This is a genomic window from Weissella thailandensis (genome assembly GCF_005405465.1).
In the GTDB taxonomy this organism is placed as follows: domain Bacteria; phylum Bacillota; class Bacilli; order Lactobacillales; family Lactobacillaceae; genus Weissella; species Weissella thailandensis.
On record NZ_BJEC01000010.1, the window covers coordinates 55,067 to 76,119 of the forward strand.

The 21,053-nt window shown below is 37.8% G+C and carries 20 protein-coding genes; all 20 read left to right on the forward strand.

All coding sequences use genetic code 11. The features are described 5' to 3' along the window. The first annotated feature begins 5 nt into the window (after positions 1-5). The 20 genes from FFM62_RS05880 to FFM62_RS10120 all read left to right on the forward strand — a co-directional run bounded on the left by FFM62_RS05880 (position 6) and on the right by FFM62_RS10120 (position 20,957). Positions 6-650 (forward strand): bifunctional 4-hydroxy-2-oxoglutarate aldolase/2-dehydro-3-deoxy-phosphogluconate aldolase, encoded by a 645-nt coding sequence (locus FFM62_RS05880; RefSeq protein WP_075269439.1) that lies wholly within the window; start codon positions 6-8, stop codon positions 648-650. 148 nt (positions 651-798) lie between these two features. Further along, complete coding sequence (locus FFM62_RS05885; RefSeq protein ID WP_075269440.1) at positions 799-1,131, forward strand: hypothetical protein; 333 nt, start codon at positions 799-801, stop codon at positions 1,129-1,131. A 5-nt stretch (positions 1,132-1,136) separates the two neighbouring features. Further along, a complete protein-coding gene (locus FFM62_RS05890) occupies positions 1,137-1,982 on the forward strand; it encodes an SDR family NAD(P)-dependent oxidoreductase (RefSeq protein ID WP_115471253.1) in 846 nt (281 codons plus the stop codon). A gap of 135 nt (positions 1,983-2,117) precedes the next feature. Continuing rightward, complete coding sequence (locus tag FFM62_RS05895) at positions 2,118-3,605, forward strand: hypothetical protein (protein ID WP_115471254.1); 1,488 nt, start codon at positions 2,118-2,120, stop codon at positions 3,603-3,605. An 83-nt stretch (positions 3,606-3,688) separates the two neighbouring features. Next, positions 3,689-4,834: a CDP-glycerol glycerophosphotransferase family protein gene (locus FFM62_RS05900; RefSeq protein WP_115471255.1), complete on the forward strand. Its 1,146-nt coding sequence runs from the start codon at positions 3,689-3,691 to the stop codon at positions 4,832-4,834. An 85-nt stretch (positions 4,835-4,919) separates the two neighbouring features. Then, positions 4,920-6,659 carry a putative glycosyltransferase family protein gene (locus tag FFM62_RS05905; protein WP_115471256.1) on the forward strand — a complete coding sequence of 580 codons (1,740 nt, stop codon included), beginning with the start codon at positions 4,920-4,922 and terminating at the stop codon, positions 6,657-6,659. 132 nt (positions 6,660-6,791) lie between these two features. Beyond that, entirely contained in the window at positions 6,792-8,372 is a 1,581-nt protein-coding gene (locus FFM62_RS05910) for a C39 family peptidase (RefSeq protein WP_115471257.1), read from the forward strand. An 11-nt stretch (positions 8,373-8,383) separates the two neighbouring features. Then, entirely contained in the window at positions 8,384-8,806 is a 423-nt protein-coding gene (locus FFM62_RS05915) for a hypothetical protein (protein ID WP_075269445.1), read from the forward strand. 117 nt (positions 8,807-8,923) lie between these two features. Next, positions 8,924-10,279: a GH25 family lysozyme gene (locus FFM62_RS05920; RefSeq protein WP_115471258.1), complete on the forward strand. Its 1,356-nt coding sequence runs from the start codon at positions 8,924-8,926 to the stop codon at positions 10,277-10,279. A 141-nt stretch (positions 10,280-10,420) separates the two neighbouring features. After that, positions 10,421-11,203, forward strand: coding sequence for a type I methionyl aminopeptidase (map, locus tag FFM62_RS05925; RefSeq protein WP_075269447.1), 783 nt, complete (start codon positions 10,421-10,423; stop codon positions 11,201-11,203). A gap of 30 nt (positions 11,204-11,233) precedes the next feature. Further along, positions 11,234-11,857 (forward strand): sugar transferase, encoded by a 624-nt coding sequence (locus FFM62_RS05930; protein WP_075269448.1) that lies wholly within the window; start codon positions 11,234-11,236, stop codon positions 11,855-11,857. A gap of 126 nt (positions 11,858-11,983) precedes the next feature. After that, positions 11,984-12,616, forward strand: coding sequence for a YveK family protein (locus FFM62_RS05935; protein WP_075269449.1), 633 nt, complete (start codon positions 11,984-11,986; stop codon positions 12,614-12,616). Positions 12,617-12,629: 13 nt separating this feature from the next. Continuing rightward, a complete protein-coding gene (locus FFM62_RS05940) occupies positions 12,630-14,012 on the forward strand; it encodes an O-antigen ligase family protein (RefSeq protein WP_115471259.1) in 1,383 nt (460 codons plus the stop codon). Beyond that, entirely contained in the window at positions 14,009-14,782 is a 774-nt protein-coding gene (locus FFM62_RS05945; protein ID WP_115471260.1) for a DUF4422 domain-containing protein, read from the forward strand. Before FFM62_RS05940 ends, FFM62_RS05945 begins: the two co-directional genes overlap by 4 nt. A gap of 73 nt (positions 14,783-14,855) precedes the next feature. Continuing rightward, positions 14,856-16,034, forward strand: coding sequence for a UDP-galactopyranose mutase (glf, locus tag FFM62_RS05950; RefSeq protein ID WP_075269452.1), 1,179 nt, complete (start codon positions 14,856-14,858; stop codon positions 16,032-16,034). A gap of 97 nt (positions 16,035-16,131) precedes the next feature. Further along, positions 16,132-17,190, forward strand: a complete 1,059-nt coding sequence (locus FFM62_RS05955) for an acyltransferase (RefSeq protein WP_115471261.1) — start codon at positions 16,132-16,134, stop codon at positions 17,188-17,190. A gap of 34 nt (positions 17,191-17,224) precedes the next feature. Next, positions 17,225-18,685: a flippase gene (locus FFM62_RS05960; RefSeq protein WP_115471262.1), complete on the forward strand. Its 1,461-nt coding sequence runs from the start codon at positions 17,225-17,227 to the stop codon at positions 18,683-18,685. Between the two features lie 50 nt (positions 18,686-18,735). After that, positions 18,736-19,665, forward strand: a complete 930-nt coding sequence (locus FFM62_RS05965; RefSeq protein ID WP_075269455.1) for a glycosyltransferase family 2 protein — start codon at positions 18,736-18,738, stop codon at positions 19,663-19,665. Positions 19,666-19,761: 96 nt separating this feature from the next. Then, complete coding sequence (locus FFM62_RS05970; RefSeq protein WP_075269456.1) at positions 19,762-20,664, forward strand: glycosyltransferase family 2 protein; 903 nt, start codon at positions 19,762-19,764, stop codon at positions 20,662-20,664. Positions 20,665-20,789: 125 nt separating this feature from the next. Beyond that, positions 20,790-20,957 carry a hypothetical protein gene (locus FFM62_RS10120; protein ID WP_156834987.1) on the forward strand — a complete coding sequence of 56 codons (168 nt, stop codon included), beginning with the start codon at positions 20,790-20,792 and terminating at the stop codon, positions 20,955-20,957. Positions 20,958-21,053: the final 96 nt, after the last annotated feature.

Sequence of the window (21,053 nt, forward strand, 5' to 3'; positions counted from 1 at the left end):
ATAGTATGCAAAAAGTTGATACATTATCACGTTTGGGGAATGCTGGTGTTATATCAGTCGTGCGTGGTGAAACAAAAGAAATGGCTTATAAAACGGCATTAGCTTGTATTAAAGGTGGTGTTAAAGCCATTGAGCTGACTTTTACTGCACCATCAGCGGATGAATTAATTAAACAAATTAATGCTGAATTTAGCGATGACCCAGAAGTTATTGTTGGTGCGGGAACAGTGCTTGATGCTATTACTGCTAGAGTAGCTATTATGGCTGGTGCGAAGTTTATCGTTAGCCCGGCATTTGATCGTGAGACTGCTTTTATATGTAATGAATATCAGATACCGTATTTACCAGGTTGTATGACGATTAACGAAATTAAAACGGCATTGCGTTATGGTGCTGATATCGTGAAAGTCTTTCCCGGTAGTTCTGTTGGTAAGAATTTTGTTAAGGCAATAAAAGCACCGCTCCCATTTGTTAATGTCATGCCAACAGGTGGCGTTAACTTAGACAATATGCACGAATGGTTTGATTTAGGCGTTGTAGCAGTTGGAGCAGGCAATGATTTGACAGGAGCCGCATCAATAGGCGATTTCGAAAGTGTAACAAACCGCGCGAAGGATTATCACAAGGTATATTTACAAATTAAAAACTAAACTAGGCAGAATACTAATCTCTTGATAAAAAACAACTTTCCACTTATATAGTAGAAAGTTGTTTTTTTACTATAGAATAACAGTCATCTGTATGGATTTCTCCAAGCATAACATATTTTATGCTATACTAAAAGTAAGTGGGGGTTCTATGCAGAAAGACGACAAAAAAATAAAAATAAAATTAACCGAACAATTTGAACAATCAGCACTGGTTGGTGGTACACTATGGTCAATCGGATTTTTGAGTAGACGGATTATTAGTCAACAAAAATACCGACAACTAAGAGTGAATGATATTTTTACAGTGGGTAAAGATATCAAAATAAGTGCGGATAGAGTGCTAATGTCGAGGGTTAATTACTTGGTTTGTGATGCTGATCGAACAACCGTAACGTTGATGAAGCTAGATCATGCCGATTACCAACGATTTGTGGTAACAAAAAAATCAATTAAACGCACGTTAATTCGAAAGGATTGGTGAGTTATATGATAAAGAAAAATGTGATTATTACAGGTGCATCCGACGGAATTGGTGCAGCAGTAGCTCGTGGACTGAATAAAGCAGAGTACAATCTCTACTTAGTTGGTCGTAATAAGGCGAAGACCGCTAAAGTTGCTAACGAAGTGGATGCGCCATATTTCACTGCTGATTTTTCACAACTTGATCAGGTTAGACATTTAGCAGAATTATTGCAACGAACTTTAGGTGATCAGAAAATTGATATTTTAGTTAATAATGCTGGTGGTTTGTTTGGGACACATGCATTAACAAATGATGGTTTTGAGCGAACTATCCAAGTGGATTATCTTGCGCCATTTTTATTGACCCAATTATTAATGCCAAACTTTAATTCAGATCAAGCAGTTGTCCTCAATACTTCAAGTATTGCGCATCAGCTGTTTGGTCACATCAATTTGAATGATTTGAATAATAGTCATAAAAAATATAAAGGGAGCAAGGCCTATGGCGATGCCAAACTAGCAAATATTTTGTTTGCCAATGAATTGGATCGACGTTTCCATAAAAATGGTTTATCAGCCGTTTCGTTCCATCCTGGTATGATTCGCACAAACTTTGCTAATGATAAAAAGAGTTGGATGTATCGCATTTATCATACAATGTTGAATAAGGTTGTCATGCAAAGTGCACAAGAAGGAGGCGACACGTTGCGTTTCTTTATTGAAGGCACACCTGGTGAGACCTGGGAGTCAGGGGCTTATTACAATAAACGTAAAAAAGCAAAGAAGGTTAACCCACAGGTCAATGATTTGACCTTGCAACAGCAATTATGGGATAAAACGGAAAAGCTTTTACAGGGTTATATGCAATAAATTTTAGTACAAAAAGTAGTTGAGACATGCGTTGTCTTAACTACTTTTTTAATGTGCGCAAGACTACGGATAGTTTATTATGATAAAATAGAAAAATGTTTTTGTGGCAAAAGTTTGTGAGGTGATTGGGTAAATATGAAATATTTAAAAACATTATTGGCTTTTAGCACGTTCTTTGTGATGGCATTTTGCGTACCTAATCACGCCATTTATGGGCAGACTAATAATACAGTTGTCAGCATGGATTTGAAACAGAATATTCAATTACAAACTGGTAGTGATCAAATCAAAGGGACGATTTATGATGACAATGAGAAAGGGGCGGTTGCCTACACACTCATTGTGAAAAACCAAAAAGACACTTTATTAAAGAAGTCCGTCATTTTAAATCAAGCTTTTACGGCAAAACTATCACGTTCTTTACGCAAAAATGATCAAATAACAGTAAGTTTACAAGATAAATCAGGTCATGCTGTGGCGAATACAAAGTGGATGAAACAAGCGCAGTGGCAAGTTTTAAGTAAGCCGAAGGAAAAAATTAAGACCAGTAACTGGTCGAATGTTTTTAAAAATAGTCGTACGGCACCCAAAAAGTACCGAGTTGTGCAGGCGCCTGATACCGGCATTTCCTATTTAAAAAAGCCAAAATACACGGCAGCCAAAAATAAATTTTCTACTTTACAAGCAAATGACCGCTCGGTATCACCGATTAAAGGGTACCAGACAGCGTTATTGTTACCGACTGTATCAACAAAGCTAGTTAATTGGCAATTACCACAGGGAAGTGTCATGCATGGTCGTTATTTGTACGTGATGTATGAGTCAGAGAAGCGAAAAAATTATGGCCGTATTGTGCGGTATGATGTCCAACAATTACAAGCGCTGGGTGTCTGGCAAACTGGTCAGGCAAATCGACTTAGAAGTCTAGAGCAACGCATTAATCAACATCGCTTTGCGACAACGAGTGATGATCGTCTGATTCAGGCAATTAAGGTTGGCCCAGAATTTCATATGGGTCATGGTCAGGCGGTTGCCTATAATGCTAAAGATAATCGCATTTGGTTGGTGACCCTAGCTAAAAAATCACGTCAACAACGTCTGGTTAGAATTAAATTAGATACGCTGTATCCGAGTGATCAACACAAATTTAGATTTCGAGATTCTAAGAATCATCAGTCATTTCATGGTGAACAAACATTCAGTATTGATGACGATGGTAATGTGGCGATCGTTGGTATGATTTCAAATAAGACGAAGAAGAATCTGGCTGCTGAGAACATCAAGGCTGGTGATTTAATGTTATACCGTGGAAACATACGTCACGGTAAACTACAAATGTATATGTCACGAACGGTTGTCAGAAATAAGCCAGGTTACTTTGGTCAATTTTTATCTGTTAATAATCAAACAGATCAGTTATTTTATCTGACCGATGGCGCTTATTATGCACTTCCTGCTTCGAAGTGGGGGCGCGGTGAATTAAATAAGTCAGATATTAAGAGTGGTGTCTATGTATCGCCAAAGCAAGCAACTAGAGAGTTTGAATCACAATTCTGGGATCAGAATGGTCGTTCTTATTTAATTGTTAATCGTGGTGCAGAAATAATGCATGAAATCCGTTAATTTCATCAGATTTTACATGATTACGCTTCGCCAATAGCATATTTTTGTTATACTTAAAATATTAAATAGGGCAGAGGGTTAATATGGGTCGAGCACAAAAAATTAAAAATCGTATCAAAAATTCTTCCTTTTTTGGAAGTGCATATCTGATTACCGTCGGGGCTTTCGTTAAAATTCTACAGTTATTTATTAGGCCGAACGAAAAGCAAATTTTATTTATCTCTTATAGTGGTCGTCAGTACTCAGATACACCTAAAGAAGCTTATAATATGTTGCGAAATGACCCAGCATTTAAGGACTATGAACTGGTTTGGGCAATGAATAAGCCCAAAATTTATGTGCAACCCGAGTTGGGACGTAAAGTGTCGTCTAATTCACCGACTTTTTTCTACCATTTATTAAAGTCTAAATATTGGGTTGCTAATTCTAGTATTGACCGTCTTATACCATTTAGTCATAAACGACACATTTATATTCAATTTTGGCATGGTGTGCCACTGAAGACATTGGGTCATGCAGAAATTGGGTTATCTAAGTTGGTACAATATTGGTATGATCATGTACAGTTTGATTTTATGTTTACATATGGGGATTATGACCTAGAAAAATTTAAAGAGGTCTTCCCAAAAACAAAAAGACTTGTGGAACATGGTCAGTTGCGTAAAAATATCGTGACACGCTATCAAGAAAATATAACGCCAGAACGAGTGAAATATCAGTTAGGTATTAAATCGGAGAAACCCGTGTTACTTTATGTGCCAACTTTTAGAGGTTATCAAGCCCGTGAGCAGACAACATTAACACAGGCAACTTTAGAAAAATTGTCTGAGACCTATACGGTGATTTATCGGGGTCATTATTTTTCAGAGGCTGTTAAAAAAGGTAAAGTCATTACGGCAGATAATTATTCACTGTATAAGTTATTTATGATTACTGATGTGTTAATTACTGACTTTTCAAGTGTGTTCTTTGATTTTGCCGTCTATGGGAAGAAAATTTTTCTCTTTCAACCGGACTTTAATGAATATCATGTCCGGCGGGGCGTTTATTTAGATGCCCAAGAAGATTTAGGATTGCCTGTTGCGTATTCTGAAGCAGAATTGATGACGCTATTACAAGCAGATGAGTATAATTATCAAGTGCTAGCAGATATCAGCCAACAATATAATTCACATAGTGGTGAAGAAGCAGCAACCGCATTAAAAAGTATTTTGATGCATTTATCGTGATACAATGACAAGGACGCTATCAAACTTTTAAAGTTAATAGCGCCCTTTAATTTTAAAAAACAGAGAACGATTAAGGAGTAAAAAAATGCATGCTAGTGCAATAAAGAAGGGATGTTATTACCTTATTCCAGGCTTAGTTTTCGCAATTATCTTAGCCTATGTCGGCCGGTTTGGCTTTTTATATGCAGGAGCGGATTTACAATTCCATGCTAGTCGTATATTTGAATTTTATCAACATATCAAAAATGGTAATTTGATACCAGTTATCTCAACATTTTCTGCTAATCAAATTGGTAGTATCGTACCAACTATGTACCCGTCATTCCCGGTTTATATCGGGACGGTATTGCAGTTTATTTTCCCACCAGTAACAGCAATGTATGTGTTGATGTGGGTGCAACTAATAACCCAGTTCAGTATTGCCAAGTGGGTCAGTAAAGAATTAGGCCTGTCACTAACAGAAAGCACCATGGCAGCGTTTATTTATACAATGGCGACGCCAACATTATCTCAAGTTATTCAGCAATGGTTATTTGGTGAAGTTTGGGCGATGTCGTTTATGCCACTAGTGTTACTGGGATTAATTAGGTTGGCTAAAACAACGACTGATAATGTGGTGAAATTGGATAAAAAAACCATTTCATTATTAGTCATTGGTTTTACTTTGGTTGTTTTGTCTCACGTACTGTCATTTGCAATCGTTGCAGGTTATACAGCACTTTTCACGTTGTTTTTATTAATTTTCCGAAAAAATCGCTGGAATGTGTTAGCTAATTTGGCAGTTGCTGCGGTAATCACGATTCTATTGTCATTGGTATTCTTAATGCCATTCATTATTGCTATGCTAGGGAATACATTGGCAACCCCAGCAGCAACAGAGTTAACTATCTGGGCAGCACCAGATTGGCATGAGTTCGTGAAAGCAACCTTTACCATTGCTGCTGATGCTCGTTTTAAAACAAACACAGTTGGAATTATTGCTTTCCTAGCCATCTTCGGTGTGGTATTAACTTGGCGTAAACAGGATCGTTTTACAAAAATTGCGACGCTGGTATCAGTCGCTGTTATTTTTAGTGGCTCAAGTTATGTTTGGAATTACTTGTATGATACGAAGCTAGGTGTTATTCAATTCCCACACCGTGTCTTCATTATTGCTATCTTCTTGCTTAGTGTCAGCGCAATTTTGGCAATTCGCAACGTCATTAGTAAGAAATGGCTACAACAAACGATTTATATCGGATTAGCACTATTTTCATTTGCTTTTGCCGTATTTAACATCAAATATGGCTTTGTCGATCGGGTCAATGCTTTAGCAGTGCAAACCGATTATAAGTCAACGGCGAAGCATCCGGTCAGTTATGCACCGATGGCGAATTTTAAAGTAAACAATGATGACTTTGAAAATTTGATGGGTTATTGGGATACTTATGGTGCGTTTGACTACCTGCCTGAGCATGTCGATTTTAATAAATCATTACAGAAAAAGGCAATCGTTCAGAACCATGAGTTACTACAGACCAAAGCAACCTCTGAACCTAATGGCCTGATGTATCAGGCAAAGTTAGCTAAGAATACAAAAACGACCATTCCGATGGTTGGTTATCAAAGTTTGAACTATGAGATTACTGATCAAAATAACCATCGGTATCAATACAAGATAAATAAGAATAAGCAGTTGGTTATTAAGACAACGAATCATCCAGTAAGTCGCTTGACTGTTCATGCAAAAACACCAGTAACGACTTATGTTGCTTGGGCAATTAGTTTAGCAACCGGTACTGGATTGATCATTTATATTATCTGGTATAAACGTCGTAAAGCATAATCATAATATTTTTAATATAAGCAAGAAAGAATTTTTCTCTTTCTTGCTTTTTTCTTTGCTAGCACAAGTTTTGTCAGACTAGAAGTGTTAAAGTATATGTATAATTTACAAAATATTAGGGGAGTAATGGGCATGGAAAATCATAATAATTTGTACCGAACGATGTTGTTCGGACTGAGTATATTAGCAGGTGGACAATTGGGTTATGCCACAATTTCTGCTGATGAGACACCATCATCGCAGACTACAACTAGTGAGCAGGTAACGACGAGTGAAGTGATCTCCGAATCAGAACCATCAAGTCAAAGTACGACGACGGTTAGTTCGAGTCAGGCAGACGAAGAAGAACCGTCTTCAAGTAAAACTGAGTCGACAGACGAACAAGGCGGTTTAAGTAGTCGTGCAATCACACCATCGACGAAAGTTGACCACAGATCAGGTTATGTCTATGCACCAGAAGTTTCGCAAGCTAACGGTGGTTGGAACTGGTTAGAAGATGGCCAGCCATATACAGGCTTTAGAAAATATCAAGGTGCCTATTACTGGTTCCAAAATGGTGTTCGTCAGAATAACCAATGGGAAACAGCTTGGGGTCACAAATATTACGTTGGTGCTAATGGCCGGGCTGTGCAAGGCAAGCAATGGATCAATGGTAAGCGATATAACTTTGGAACTAATGGGACATTTTATTTACGAAATGATGACGTCTCAGGATATATTAACGTACCAGGTGTTGGTTGGCGTTGGTTAGAAAAGGGACAACTTTACTCAGGATTCCGTTATTATATGGGTGCCTATTACTGGTTCCAAAACGGTGTTCGCCAGAATAACCAATGGGAAACTGCCTGGGGCAACAAATACTATGTTGGTGCTGATGGTCGAGCTGTGCAAGGTTTGCGGGTCATTAATAATCAGATTTATAATTTTGGAACTAATAAGACATTTTATCAACGAGCATTACCTTCTGGATACGTCAATGTTTCTGGCTTAGGTTGGCGTTGGATCGAAAATGAACAACTATTCACCGGATTCCGTCATTATAAAGGTTCATACTACTGGTTTGAGAAGGGTGTTCGTCAGAATAATCAGTGGGAGACTGCCTGGGGTAATAAGTACTACGTTGGTGCTGATGGCCGGGCTGTCCAAGGTATTGTGACTATTAATGGTGTGAAACATAATTTTGGTACCAACGGGACCTTTTATGAACGAGATATGCCTAAAAAAGTGGCAAAACCATATTATTATTCACAGTGGGATAAACGATGGTCAAATACTTGGTTAAGTGGTGGTACTTTCGGCGCAACTGGGTGTGTGCCAACTAGTGTAGCCATGGTCCTAAAGGGTTCATATGGTGTTAATGTGACGCCACGTCAAGTTGGAAATCAAGTGAGTCAGTTTCACGAGTCGTATGGTGCTTCGGGACTCGATCTAAAAACAATGGTTAATGCGTATGGACATCAAGCACAAAGTTTAAGTACAGCTAATGCAGTGAAATCAGCATTGAAACAAGGTAAACCAGTTATTTTCTTCGTGAACGTTGGAATTGGGCATGCTGTTGTAGGTTATGGCTATAATCAAGGAAACACGGAGATTTTTGATCCATATAATCACCAATTTTATAGTGGTTGGAATAGTGTTGATGGCATTTTGAGTAAATTATCAAAGGACTCACAGGATTGGGATGCAGGAACTCCTGCATTTGCAATTAATTAGAGGTGATTAATATGAAACGTAAACATATTTTTTGGAGCATAACTATCGTTGTTATTGTGATTGCCATTTTTGCAATGTATTTTATGTTTAACCAATCAGCGGATGAGGGTTCGCAGGATAATGGGCCTTCCTCAAATACGTCAAGTGTAAAATCTTCTAGTCAATCACAAGGATCAAGCGTTAGTAGTACATCGTTGTCCGGGGATGAAAGCCTGACGTTAGAGACTAGTTCAGAGACAACCAACGGTACTGATGATGAGCAATCAACGGATGATTCTCAAGTCGTAAATGTTCGTGAAGCTCGTATTAAACTTTATGAGGCAGGAATAGATTCTTCAAGCCTCGATGATGCGACGATTACTCAGTATTGGCAAGCAGCCAAGGAACAACAGACTGATTTCCCAGCATATGTTAAAAATCAGTTGAATCAGTAAGCTGACTATTTTTTTAATACATGTAAAATAACTGGTCTTATTTAGATTACCAAATATTGTAATATGATTAGGCACTTACAAAAGGTGTAATTATACAAAATATGAGGTAATTTTTTGATGCACTATTTTAAACAACTGATACTAATTTTAATAATTAGTATCCTCGGTATTGCGGTTTTAGTACATCATGTCTATGCGAATGGTGTGCCAGGCATTACGGCTGGACAAGAAGGGACGCCACGGATGGACTTTGTGGATGTGTCATCATGGAATGGTCGTTTAACAACAGCAGATTTTGACAAGATGAAACAGCATGGTGTTAAAGGAGTCGTTTTTAAATTAACGGAAGGCACTTACTATGTGAATCCAAGTGCTCGAGACCAAATTGCGAGTGCCCAAGCAGCTGGATTGCGCATTGCGGTTTATCATTATTCTAAGTATCAAACACCGGCTAGTGCAGTCAGTGAGGCTGATTACTTTACGACACAGGTCAAAAATTATCAACTACCGAATCATACAGTGTTAGTTGATGACTTAGAGGATGTTGCCACTCGGCAAGGGGATGTCACACAAAATGCGCGATCATTTCGTGACCGTTTAGCAGCTAATGGGTATCAACGCTATATGTTGTATACGTCGCCAAGTTATATTGCAGAAACGCAATTAAAGCCTTACCAATTTGGCTTGCGAAATATTTGGATGGCGTCATATCCATACCAACCAACTGCGAATAATCTTTGGCATACACAGTACGGCGCGTGGCAATGGAACTCAAAAACAAGTTTTCCTGGCGTTGTCGGATTGTTTGATGTGAGTGTTGATTATGGCTCACCATTTTTACAACAAGGTACCAGTACAACAACGACTAGTAAGCAAACAGTAAATAATATTTTCTACTCAACAGGTAAACCAGCAAAGGGCTATCTAAATGATGGTACAGGTTGGTATTGGTTTGAAGGTGGTAAACGTTATACTGGTTTCCGTTACTATAAGGGCACTTATTACTGGTTTAATAAGGGTGTAAGGCAAGGTAATAAATGGCAAACGGCTTGGGGCAAGCGCTATTACGTTGGTGCTGACGGCCGAGCAGTGCAAGGTATTCGTCAAATTGGCGAGTATAAGTATTACTTTGGTAATAACGGGACGCACTTTTTACGCACGAGCCAGCAGATTAAGCTAGGTAAGCAAACGTATTATGCTAACGCGCAAGGCCAATTGACACCGTGGCAAGGTTATGTTCAGTTTAATCGTGGCTGGCAATGGTTCGAGAAAGGATTACCATATACTGGTTTCCGTTTTTACATGGGAACATATTACTGGTTTACGCATGGTTTCCGCCAACATAATCAATGGCAAACAGCTTGGGGACATCGGTACTATGTTGGTGCTGATGGTCGAGCAGTGCAAGGACACCAGAAGATAAATAATCGTGACTATTATTTTGGTAATGATGGGACCTTTTATCTGCGATAAAGTAACTGATAATGGCTATTTTCAGAAGTTTTGAAAATGGCCATTTTTTTATGGATAATAAGAAAAGTTCGCAAGAATTGTTAAAGTAAGCGTATAATGTTACTAGTTAAACTGAATTTAGAAAAGCAGGTTAGAATATAAATGATTACAATTAAGTCACAACGTGAAATAGATGGCATGAAAAAATCCGGTGAAATTATTGCTGGTATGCATAAAGGACTTCGTGAATTAATCAAACCAGGACTTTCAACTTGGGAAATTGAAAAATTTAGTCGTCACTATATTGAAAGCCATGGTGGTCGTGCAGCTCAAATCGGCTTTGAAGGCTTTGAGTATGCTACAACTGTTTCGGTGAATGATGAAGTGGCACACGCTTTTCCACGTAAAAAATTAATTTTAAAAGACGGTGATATCGTTAAAGTTGATACGGTTGTCGATTTAGACGGTTACTACTCTGACTCTGCATGGTCATACGCTGTTGGCAATGTATCAGATGAAGTGAAGCGTCTAATGGCTGTTACTAAAAAAGCACTTTACCTAGGTATTGATCAAGCACAAGTGGGTAACCGTATCGGTGATATCGGTGCAGCTATTGATAAATATGTTACCGATGAAAATGGTTATGGTAATGTCCGTGAGTATATCGGACATGGTATTCAACCAACTATGCATGAAGAACCAGCTGTACCTCATTATGGAACGGCCGGCCATGGTTTGCGTTTAAAGCCTGGTATGACCATAACGATTGAACCAATGGTCAATCTTGGTGGTTGGAAAGTAGAGACCTCTAAGGAAGACGGTTGGACTGTTACGACTGAGGATGGTTCTTGGTCAGCACAATATGAACATGTTGTTGCGATAACCAATGATGGACCAAAGATTTTGACGTCACAAGACCCTGAATATGACGCAAAATATCTATAAAACATTAGCAAACAAGAAGGAGGTTTCGCTGTGTCAGAAACCGGATACTTATTTACCAAACGATTTTTAGATATTTCTGTTTCACTATTTGCATTAATTATTTTATCGCCAATTTTTCTGGTAGTATCAGTATTCTATTTTTTTGGTGAAAATCGTGGACCTATTTTCTATCAACAAAAGCGAATTGGACAGAATCATCATGAGTTTGGTATTTATAAATTTCGCTCAATGGTAGTGGGAGCTGAGGAAAAGCTGTATGCCAACAAAGAACTTTATGCGAAATTTGTTGAAAATGGGTATAAATTACCAACAGAAGAAGATCCTAGAATTACCAAATTTGGTGCCTTTCTACGTAAAACTTCCATTGATGAATTACCCCAGTTTATAAACATTTTGAAGGGTGAAATGAGTATTGTGGGACCACGTCCTGTGGTTGCTAAAGAATTGGTAGAATATGGTCAAGATGTTGACAAATTTTTATCAGTCAAACCAGGTGCAATGGGACTTTGGCAAGCAAGTGGTCGAAGTGAAATTCAATATCCAGAACGCGCGCAACTAGAAATTGGCTATGTTGATCAAGCTGATTTGTGGTTCGATTTCAAAATTTTATTTATGACAGTCATTGCGGTCTTTAGGGGAAAAGGTGCGATGTAAATTTTAAGAATTTATGATAAAACTATAAAACTCGCTACATCTCCTGTATACTGAAACGTAGCGAGTTTTCGCATTTAACTGATTATACTTTAAGTCAGAAATTTTATACTAAGAGGAAATAGTGAAATGGACAATCAATTTACTATAACTGATTTGATCAAGCATTTATTACGCAACGCCTGGTGGATTATTGTATTAGGTATTATTTGTGGTGGTGTGATGTATGCTATGAACAAACAGCCAGCTGTGACGAGTGTTAGTGCTTCACGGGATATGTACGTTGGTAAGGATGATACCAATGCTAAGGATCCAAATTCACGTGTCATGGGAAATTCTTGGATGCTAAAAACGTATCGTTCTATCGGTAAGGATCAGCAAATTATTGATCCCGCTGTGAAACAGTTAAAAAAGCAACATGTTAAAATTACTGCTGGCGAGTTACGTCAAGCAGTGACATTATCAACACCTGATAGCACATTGTTAATCAAGGCAGAAGTACGCGGTGTTAAAAAGGGCAATCAAGCAGTTAAAATGGTGAATGCCTATACGGATTCTTATGCTGCTAACGCGCCTAAGCTAATTTCAACTATGCCACAACCAGAATTGATGTCAGCGCCTAAGAAAGCTCATGTTGATTCGATTGTGTCAGGATCACCTAAAAAGTCAGCTGTCTTTGGTTTGGCTGCTGGTCTGGCAGTAGGGATTGTATTAGCTTTCTTCACGGGTATTTTCAAAAATTTTAAAGCAACAAAAGCTTAAAAAGGGGTGAAATATGGTTAGTTGGTTAATGCCTTTTGCGATTTTGCCAAAAACATATACATTCTTTTTCTTTGATTTATTTTCTCAAATTGCTGTTGTTGTATTTGGTCTGTTTATATTAGTTAAACTATACTTACAGCCTGCACGTTTAGAGGATGTTTTACCGAAAACGACCACTTTACGTATTTGGGGTGTGTTTATTGTTGCTCAACTAATTTTAATGACCTATCAATCATTTGCAGTAGGGTCGACGACACGCATATATGGCTTATTACATGGATTAATGATGTTTATTCAAGTCATCTTGTCGATTTGGATTGCTTATACGATTCAAAAAATGCTTATTCGTAGCTATGCAGATGCCGTAAAGTTTATGAAATCTGTCTTCATTACAATGGCCGTTTATCTTGGCTTAATTGTTTTGCCACAGATTCTCTATCTATTTGGTTTGACATCATTATCTCATTGGGTCAACCCAATTGCGCATCTGTTTGAACGTCATTGGGCAAATCGTGATTTCTATGACAGTGGTAGTTATGTTGCAACCTCAATGCGTGTCAATGGTTTTGAGCCAGAGGCGGCCTATTTAGCATTGTTGGTGGGAATTGCATTCAGTCCATTTTTGTTGATGTTGATACAAGAACCATTGAAAGCATTTAAGAATCGTTGGATTTACTGGACGGCACTGGTATTAGGTGCTGCCAGTTTAGGTGTATTGTTGTTAGCAAAGACAACCACGGGTTTCTTATTAATTGGTATTCTAGCGTTAGTATACTGGTTAGCGGCACCCAAAAAACAAAAGATCAGTTTATTTTTCCTAGGAATAATTGCGCTATTAGGCGTAGTGGTTGCATATGTTGCTGTACCAAGTATCCATAGTTTGTTGAATACTTGGATTTTCCAAAAAGGTGGTACGGATAACCGTCTTGGTGGAACAATTGCTTTGATTAAAACATGGCTACAGCATCCATTATTTGGTGTTGGTTATGGCTATGAAGGACAATATATTGTAGATAACTTGCCAGAGTGGTCAAAAAACAATTTTGAGTATATGCAAGTTTATCGCAAGCAAGCTTATCCAATTTTGAATGATCTTTTCGGTTGGCTAGCAAGATATGGTCTTGTCTTCTGCTTAACTTTTGCTTGGCTATTGTTTAGTCTAATTAAGCGTTCCTTAGTTATTTTGAAAAAAATAACCGGTCAATTTGACGAGCGTAGCATGTTCTACCGTATTTCAATTAAGGCATTTTATATGACTGTTGTTGTGGTTGTGGTAGTTAGTGCAGTCACACCATCAAATGTGATGTCATGGCCGATTTTGTTAATGTTGTTCTTTTACTGGCGGGTGGTTCATATCGCTGAGAATGATGTGTTTGCAAAGGAGTCAGAAGAATGAAGATTTTAATTGCAACCCATAAACCATATCAAATTCCTGAAGTTGCAGGATATCAACCGATTATGGTTGGGTCGGCTTTATGTGATGAAGTGCCAACAGGGTATTTGCGTGATGATCAAGGTGAGAATATTTCAGAGTTAAATCCATTTTTTAATGAATTAACCGCATTATATTGGGCAAAGTATAACTTGCAGTACGAAGATGTTATTGGCCTAGCACATTATCGGCGGTATTTTGGTACAAAATCTGGTCATGATTTAGCTGATATTCTGGATCAAGAACAAATATACGCTGCATTAGAACAAGCCGATGTCTTGTTACCAAAACAACGTGATTACTACATTGAATCACAAGAAAAGCATTATTTAAATGCTCATAAAAATGAGCCTTATTTTGCCATGCAGGATGTCATTAAGGAGCAATTCCCTGAATATCTACCTGCTTTTCAACAAATGGGACAGAGTAAGAAGGCGCATCTATTTAACATGGCTATTATGAAACAGGCTGATTTTCAGTCATATACGGATTTTATGTTTGGCGTGTTAGATCAAGTTGCCCGACGGATTCCTTATGAATCATATGAGGGTCAGGACCGGCGAGTGTTCGGCTTCTTGTCAGAACGTTTGATGGATACTTGGTTATATACAAATAAAAAAACGTTCCGTGAGTTCCCGTTGGTAACAACGGAAAAGACGAATTGGCTCGACAAAGGGACCCAATTTTTAAAGCGTAAGTTTTTTAAAGATACAAATAAGAAGGTTCACTTTTAAAACACAATATCCTGGATTTATGGTAAAGTAAGTTCAGGATATTTTTTTATAGATATGTAGAGGAAATGAATAAATGACTTTAAATGATAAAAATTATGATTACTTAGTTGTTGGAGCCGGTCCGTTTGGAGCAATCTTTGCTTACGAGGCTGCGAAACGTGGTAAGCGTTCACTTATCATCGAAAAGCGCTCACACATCGCCGGAAACACTTATACACATACTGATCATGGGATTACTGTCCACGATTTCGGTGCTCATATTTTCCACACGGATAATAAAGAGGTTTGGGAGTACATCAATCAGTTTGCTGAATTCAATGGTTACCAAAACCAAGTGGTGGCTAACTATAAAGGTGAACTTTATAACTTGCCATTTAACATGAACACCTTCTATGAAATGTGGGGAACGAAGACACCCGCTGAAGCTAAGGCTAAGATTGAAGAACAAAAACAAGCTGCTTTAGCTGAATTAGGTGACCGCGAGCCACGTAATTTAGAAGAACAAGCCATTTCATTAATTGGTACAGATATTTACCAAAAACTAGTGAAAGGTTATACAGAAAAGCAATGGGGACGTAAAGCAACAGAACTGCCTGCATTCATCATTAAGCGTTTGCCTGTTCGTTTTATCTATGACAATAACTACTTCAACCATCGTTACCAAGGAATTCCGGTAGGTGGTTATACACAAATCTTTGAAAAGATGTTGGACAACGATTTGATCGATGTTCGTGTCAATGAAGATTTCTTTGATCACAAAGACGAATATATTGCCGAGTTCCCTCGTATCGTTTATACCGGTATGATTGATCAATTCTTTGGTTACAAGTTTGGTGAGTTGGAATACCGTTCAGTTCGCTTTGAATCTGAACTAAAGCAAACAGATAACTACCAAGGTAATTCGGTGATCAATTATACAGATGCAGAAACACCATATACACGTGTAATGGAGTGGAAGCACTTTGATGGTTTGTCAGATGATGGCGTAACGATCATTACCAAGGAGTACCCACAAGAATGGGATCGTTCTAAGGAAGCTTATTACCCTGTTAACGATGAAAAGAATACAAATCTGTATAAGGAATATGCAAAGGAAGCACGTCAGCATAAGGAACAATTTATTTTTGGTGGTCGCTTAGGCCAATATCGTTATTACGATATGGATCAAGTGTTCAATGCTGCCTTCAATACAGTACGTAAAGAGTTTGATATTCCATCAGATTTTAACTTCGCACATGATGAAGAACATTAATTTTTGATAGATTAATAGATAATCAAGGCGCAATCACTCTCAGTGTATTGTGCCTTGTTTTGTTTATAAGAGTTTGATATACAATGACGGGAGTGACATGGAAAATCCAGTTAACGTAAGGAAACAGCATTATTATTATTTGGACATTTTAAATATTGTTGCAACATTTGCAGTGGTATGGTTGCATACATCGGGTTACGCTTTTAATTTTTCACCAAGTGATTCAAAATGGTATCTTAGTGTATTCATTCAGGTACTATTTATTTGGGCAGTGCCAATATTCTTTATGATATCGGGTGCTAACCTACTAAATTATCGTGAACGTTATGATACCAGGACATTTTTGAAGAAAAGAGGGTGGCGAATATTATTACCGTTCATTATCTGGTCGACTATTTGGTATGCTTGGAATCATTTTATAATGGGGAATCCCGATTGGTCATTTAAGGGACTGATTAATGGCATCGAACAGGACCAGATTCAGCCTATTTTTTGGTTCTTTTACTATATTATTCCAGTGTATATCGCTATGCCGTTTCTATCACTTTTAGCAACGAAAGCTAATAAAAAAGTCGTTGAATATATTATCTGGCTGTATATAATCGGAACTGGCATCATCAACTATGGGTATAGCTTGATACATCGACCATTTAGTCAACTTGTATCAAATATTCCTTTAGCGTTGAGTATGGGAATTGGTATCTTTTTCGTTGGTTGGTATCTGCATAATTTTAAGACATCGGATAAACAACGGCGGATAATATACGGTCTATCTTGCTTGAGTGTGTTATTTATGTTCTTATTGACAGTTTTCCTTTCAATCAGGCATGGTGAAACTGCTCGTGAGGTGTATAACATCTTTTCAATCGGTGGGTTTATCTTGCCGTTAGGTATCTGGTTATTTTTCCAACACCATTTTCCAATGACGTGGCAACCAAATCTTAGAATAGGCTTATGGTTGAAACGTCTTTCTGGATCTTCTCTTGGCGTATATGTTGTTCACGAATTTATCATTCAAATAGTGACTCATTTTCTACATATCAATCCGGATTCATTATTTCACTTACTGGGATTACCGTTGATTGTCTGGATTATTTGTCTCATTATTATACTTATATTTAAAAAAGTCCCAGTCTTAAACAAAATTATTCCGTAATCAAAAGAAATGATTACAAACAGAGGATGGAACCATGCAAGTCGTTAAAAATTATTTATATAATGTGTTTTATCAGCTGCTAGTTGTTTTAGCGCCCTTAATCACGATGACCTATCTGTCGCACGTATTGGGTGCCGAAGGGATGGGGGTCCAAGCCTGGACTAACTCAATCGTCAGCTATTTTCTGTTGTTTGCGACTTTAGGAATTACACTCTATGGTCAACGTGAAATTGCTTATGTGCGCGATGACATTGACTTGCGTAGCAAACGTTTTTGGGAAATTCAATTGTTGCACACCTGTGTTAGTGTGGTTGCGATTATTGTTTATATTGTGTTTGTGTTTTCAATGCGCCATGTTTCGGGTGAATTTAGTCAGAATACCCATCAACTTTATTTACAAACATGGGTCATTGTTTCTGGTTTATTAGATATCTCATGGTACTTCATGGGGTTAGAAGATTTTAGAAAAACGGTTATTCGTAATTCTTTGGTAAAAATTGCGATGGTTATTCTAATCTTTTTGGTTGTTAAATCACCTGACGATGTAAATAACTACATTTTGCTATTGGCGCTGACTCAGGTGGCTGGTAACATTACCATGTGGTTTTATATTCCGGGCCAAGTTAAATTCCCTAAGTTTAAAACATTAGAATTTAAGCAGCATATGTTGCCAACTTTGGGTTTGTTTATGCCGACAATTGCCACGCAGATTTATTTACAATTAAACAAAACCATGTTGCCATTATTCCAGCCAGACTCAATTGGATTATCGGCATTCTATGAAAACGCGGATAAGATTATTAAAGTTTCATTGGCACTAGTGACAGCATTAGGAACGGTTATGTTGCCACGTGTTGCCAATTATTTTTCAAAGGGTAATCTTGCAGCAGTGAATAAAGCCATTTATAAGTCGATGGACTTTGTCACCGCGTTATCTGTACCGTTAATGTTTGGTATGATGGCTTTAGGTCCTAAAATGACCATTTGGTATATGGGACCATCTTTCCTACCAGCTGGTTGGACAATTTCGATTTTGTCACCGATTATTGTCCTGATTGCATGGAGTAACGTTTTAGGAACCCAATATTTAATGCCCATTAGTCGGACAAAGGATTTTACAATGTCAGTGACGATCGGTGCATTAGTAAATATCTTGCTTAATTTTGTGACTATTCCACTTTGGAGTTTGTATGGTGCTGCGGTTGCAACTGTTTTGTCAGAAGGTGTCGTGACCTTATATCAGCTGATAGTCGTTCGTCATGACTTATCGATTAGCACGTTATTCTCCGGAACATGGAAGTATCTGGTTGCTGGGGCAATTATGTTTGCCGTTATTGTACCTATGACAATAAGGCTACAGGCAAATCCGACTGGTACGGTAGTATGTATTCTGGTCGGTGCAATTATTTATTTCGCCATCATTTTCATATTACGTGCCAAACTCGTTACGGAAAGTATTGGTTTTGTAAAAAAATTTATAAAAGATAGGAAATAAGCGGAATTTTGCTATAATAGAATGCAGTAAGATTTCGAAAAGGGGAAGAAATGGCTAAATTATCTTTGATTGTACCGGTCTTTAATGAACAAGACACAGTAAAATTATTTTATGATGCAATAGAAGAGGAACATAAGAATTTTGCCGATTATGAATTAGAATATTGGTTCATTGATGACGGATCTACGGATAACACAATGGACGCTGTGGACAACTTGATTGCAGCAGATAGTCATGTTCACACAGTATCGTTTTCCCGTAATTTCGGTAAAGAATCAGCTTTGTATGCTGGTCTTGAACATGCAACTGGTGAATATGTTGCTGTGATGGATGTTGATTTGCAAGATCCACCATCAATGTTACCGGAAATGTTAGCTGGTGTTTCGTCTGGTGAATGGGATGCAGTTGGTGCCCGTCGTACAAGTCGCGAAGGGGAACCGGTGGTTCGTTCGTGGTTCTCAAATCTGTTTTATAAATTGATCAACTCAATGTCTGATACACACATTGTTGAAGGCGCTCGTGATTTCCGTGTCATGGGTCGACCAATGGTAGATGCTATTTTGAGCATGCAAGAGTACAATCGTTTTTCAAAGGGAATCTTCTCATGGGTTGGTTTTAAGCAAAAATATTTGAATTATGAAAACCAAGACCGTGTTGCCGGTAAGACTTCTTGGTCTTTCTGGGGACTATTTAGATATTCTATTGAAGGATTTATTGACTTTTCACGGGCACCATTGTTGCTTGTGTCTGTTCTAGGTGGTATTGCTTTCGTTTTGGCATTGCTTGGCGCAATCCTTGTTTTCATTCGTGCACTACTATATCCTGATACGTCAGTCTTTGGTTGGCCATCAATGGTCGTTATTATCTTAGCCTTGGGTGGTATCCAACTATTGAGTCTTGGTATCGTTGGTCGTTATATTTCAAATATTTATTTAGAAGTGAAAAAGCGTCCAATCTATGTTGCTAGAAAAGTGAAGTAATCTAAGCATATTTTTAGGTCGCAAATGTATAAATGTAATTGAGCTTTTAAAATAGGTTCTTTTATAAAAATAGTAATAGTTGGGAGACTATCTGATATGACTGTGAGTGCGGTTGTGGTAACGTATAATCGGCTACCAATGTTAAAAGAGGTCATCGAAGCCTTACAAAATTCTGAGACGAAGGTAGATAATATCATCGTCGTTGATAACAATAGTAAAGAAGATACGCAAGAATATCTAACAAGTTTGGGCGATGCTATTCGGTATGTCCGCCTAAAGGAAAATATTGGTGGATCTGGTGGCTTTAATAAAGGTATTCGTTACTTTATGGAAGAAACAACGGATGATTATGTCTGGTTGATGGATGATGACACTGTGCCAACATCAACAGCCTTGACTGAATTGGTCAATTCAGCTAAGAAGATTAACAATCAATTTGGTTTCTTAGCTTCTGATGTTCGCTGGACAGATAATTCACGTGCGTTAATGAATTTGCCATCACCTAAGAAGCGTTTCCATAAAATTTCATTGCATGCAACGGAATTAGAACCACTACGAAATGCAACTTTCGTGTCGGTGATGTTCAGCCGTGAAATGGTTGCAAATATTGGCTTGCCAATTACGGAGTTCTTTATTTGGGGTGACGACATTGAGTATACTGAGCGTTCAGCGCGTGTATTGCCTGGATATATGGTGCCAACTTCACGTGTCATCCATAAGATGGCAAATAACATTGCCTCAAATGTTTCATTAGACACAATCAATCGTGTTCCTCGTTATTTCTATGCATTTAGAAATCAAATGTACTTTAGTCGCCAACGTGGCTTCTTATTATATATGAGAACACATTTAAAGGTTTTGTATGAAATTTTGAGAGTATTTCTTAACCACAAGCCAAATATGCGTTTGCGTTTGAAGATGATTGTTAAGGGTACTGTTACAGGTTGGTTCTTCCGTCCAAAGGTTGAATTTGCTAAAAATAAAAAAGTTAATCATTAATTAGTTACAGTAGTTAACGCCGTATTTTGACGTTAACTACTGTTTTTTTAACGCTTAATTTTACTGATAAAAAGGCCAATAATATCCATTAGTATAGAAATAATGAATATCATGAGGTATTTACAATGTTAGGAATAAAAACAATTTTAGCGATTGTCGTATGTTTATTAGGAATCAATCATGAACATAACGTGATGGCACACGCGTTGTCTTTTCATACTGGCCATCCAAAACAATATCGTGTATTGACTGCTGTGCGAAAAAAGGATGAACAGTCGAATTTGCCACAATGAACTGAACCCCGTAAGTTGGAGTAATTTCCAAAACTTACGGGGTTTTACTATGTTTTCAAAAGAAGTACAAATTGAAGCAGTCACGATGTACCTACA

Excerpts from the sequence above, each read along its gene's own strand:
- FFM62_RS05895 (WP_115471254.1), top strand. The coding sequence starts at position 2,118 with ATGAAATATTTAAAAACATTATTGGCTTTTAGCACGTTCTTTGTGATG.
- FFM62_RS05900 (WP_115471255.1), top strand. The coding sequence starts at position 3,689 with ATGGGTCGAGCACAAAAAATTAAAAATCGTATCAAAAATTCTTCCTTT.
- FFM62_RS05940 (WP_115471259.1), top strand. The coding sequence starts at position 12,630 with ATGGTTAGTTGGTTAATGCCTTTTGCGATTTTGCCAAAAACATATACA.
- FFM62_RS05920 (WP_115471258.1), top strand. The coding sequence starts at position 8,924 with ATGCACTATTTTAAACAACTGATACTAATTTTAATAATTAGTATCCTC.
- glf (WP_075269452.1), top strand. The coding sequence starts at position 14,856 with ATGACTTTAAATGATAAAAATTATGATTACTTAGTTGTTGGAGCCGGT.
- FFM62_RS05945 (WP_115471260.1), top strand. The coding sequence starts at position 14,009 with ATGAAGATTTTAATTGCAACCCATAAACCATATCAAATTCCTGAAGTT.
- FFM62_RS05905 (WP_115471256.1), top strand. The coding sequence starts at position 4,920 with ATGCATGCTAGTGCAATAAAGAAGGGATGTTATTACCTTATTCCAGGC.
- FFM62_RS05960 (WP_115471262.1), top strand. The coding sequence starts at position 17,225 with ATGCAAGTCGTTAAAAATTATTTATATAATGTGTTTTATCAGCTGCTA.
- FFM62_RS10120 (WP_156834987.1), top strand. The coding sequence starts at position 20,790 with ATGTTAGGAATAAAAACAATTTTAGCGATTGTCGTATGTTTATTAGGA.
- FFM62_RS05910 (WP_115471257.1), top strand. The coding sequence starts at position 6,792 with ATGGAAAATCATAATAATTTGTACCGAACGATGTTGTTCGGACTGAGT.
- FFM62_RS05955 (WP_115471261.1), top strand. The coding sequence starts at position 16,132 with ATGGAAAATCCAGTTAACGTAAGGAAACAGCATTATTATTATTTGGAC.
- FFM62_RS05965 (WP_075269455.1), top strand. The coding sequence starts at position 18,736 with ATGGCTAAATTATCTTTGATTGTACCGGTCTTTAATGAACAAGACACA.
- FFM62_RS05935 (WP_075269449.1), top strand. The coding sequence starts at position 11,984 with ATGGACAATCAATTTACTATAACTGATTTGATCAAGCATTTATTACGC.
- FFM62_RS05970 (WP_075269456.1), top strand. The coding sequence starts at position 19,762 with ATGACTGTGAGTGCGGTTGTGGTAACGTATAATCGGCTACCAATGTTA.
- FFM62_RS05880 (WP_075269439.1), top strand. The coding sequence starts at position 6 with ATGCAAAAAGTTGATACATTATCACGTTTGGGGAATGCTGGTGTTATA.
- map (WP_075269447.1), top strand. The coding sequence starts at position 10,421 with ATGATTACAATTAAGTCACAACGTGAAATAGATGGCATGAAAAAATCC.
- FFM62_RS05915 (WP_075269445.1), top strand. The coding sequence starts at position 8,384 with ATGAAACGTAAACATATTTTTTGGAGCATAACTATCGTTGTTATTGTG.
- FFM62_RS05885 (WP_075269440.1), top strand. The coding sequence starts at position 799 with ATGCAGAAAGACGACAAAAAAATAAAAATAAAATTAACCGAACAATTT.
- FFM62_RS05890 (WP_115471253.1), top strand. The coding sequence starts at position 1,137 with ATGATAAAGAAAAATGTGATTATTACAGGTGCATCCGACGGAATTGGT.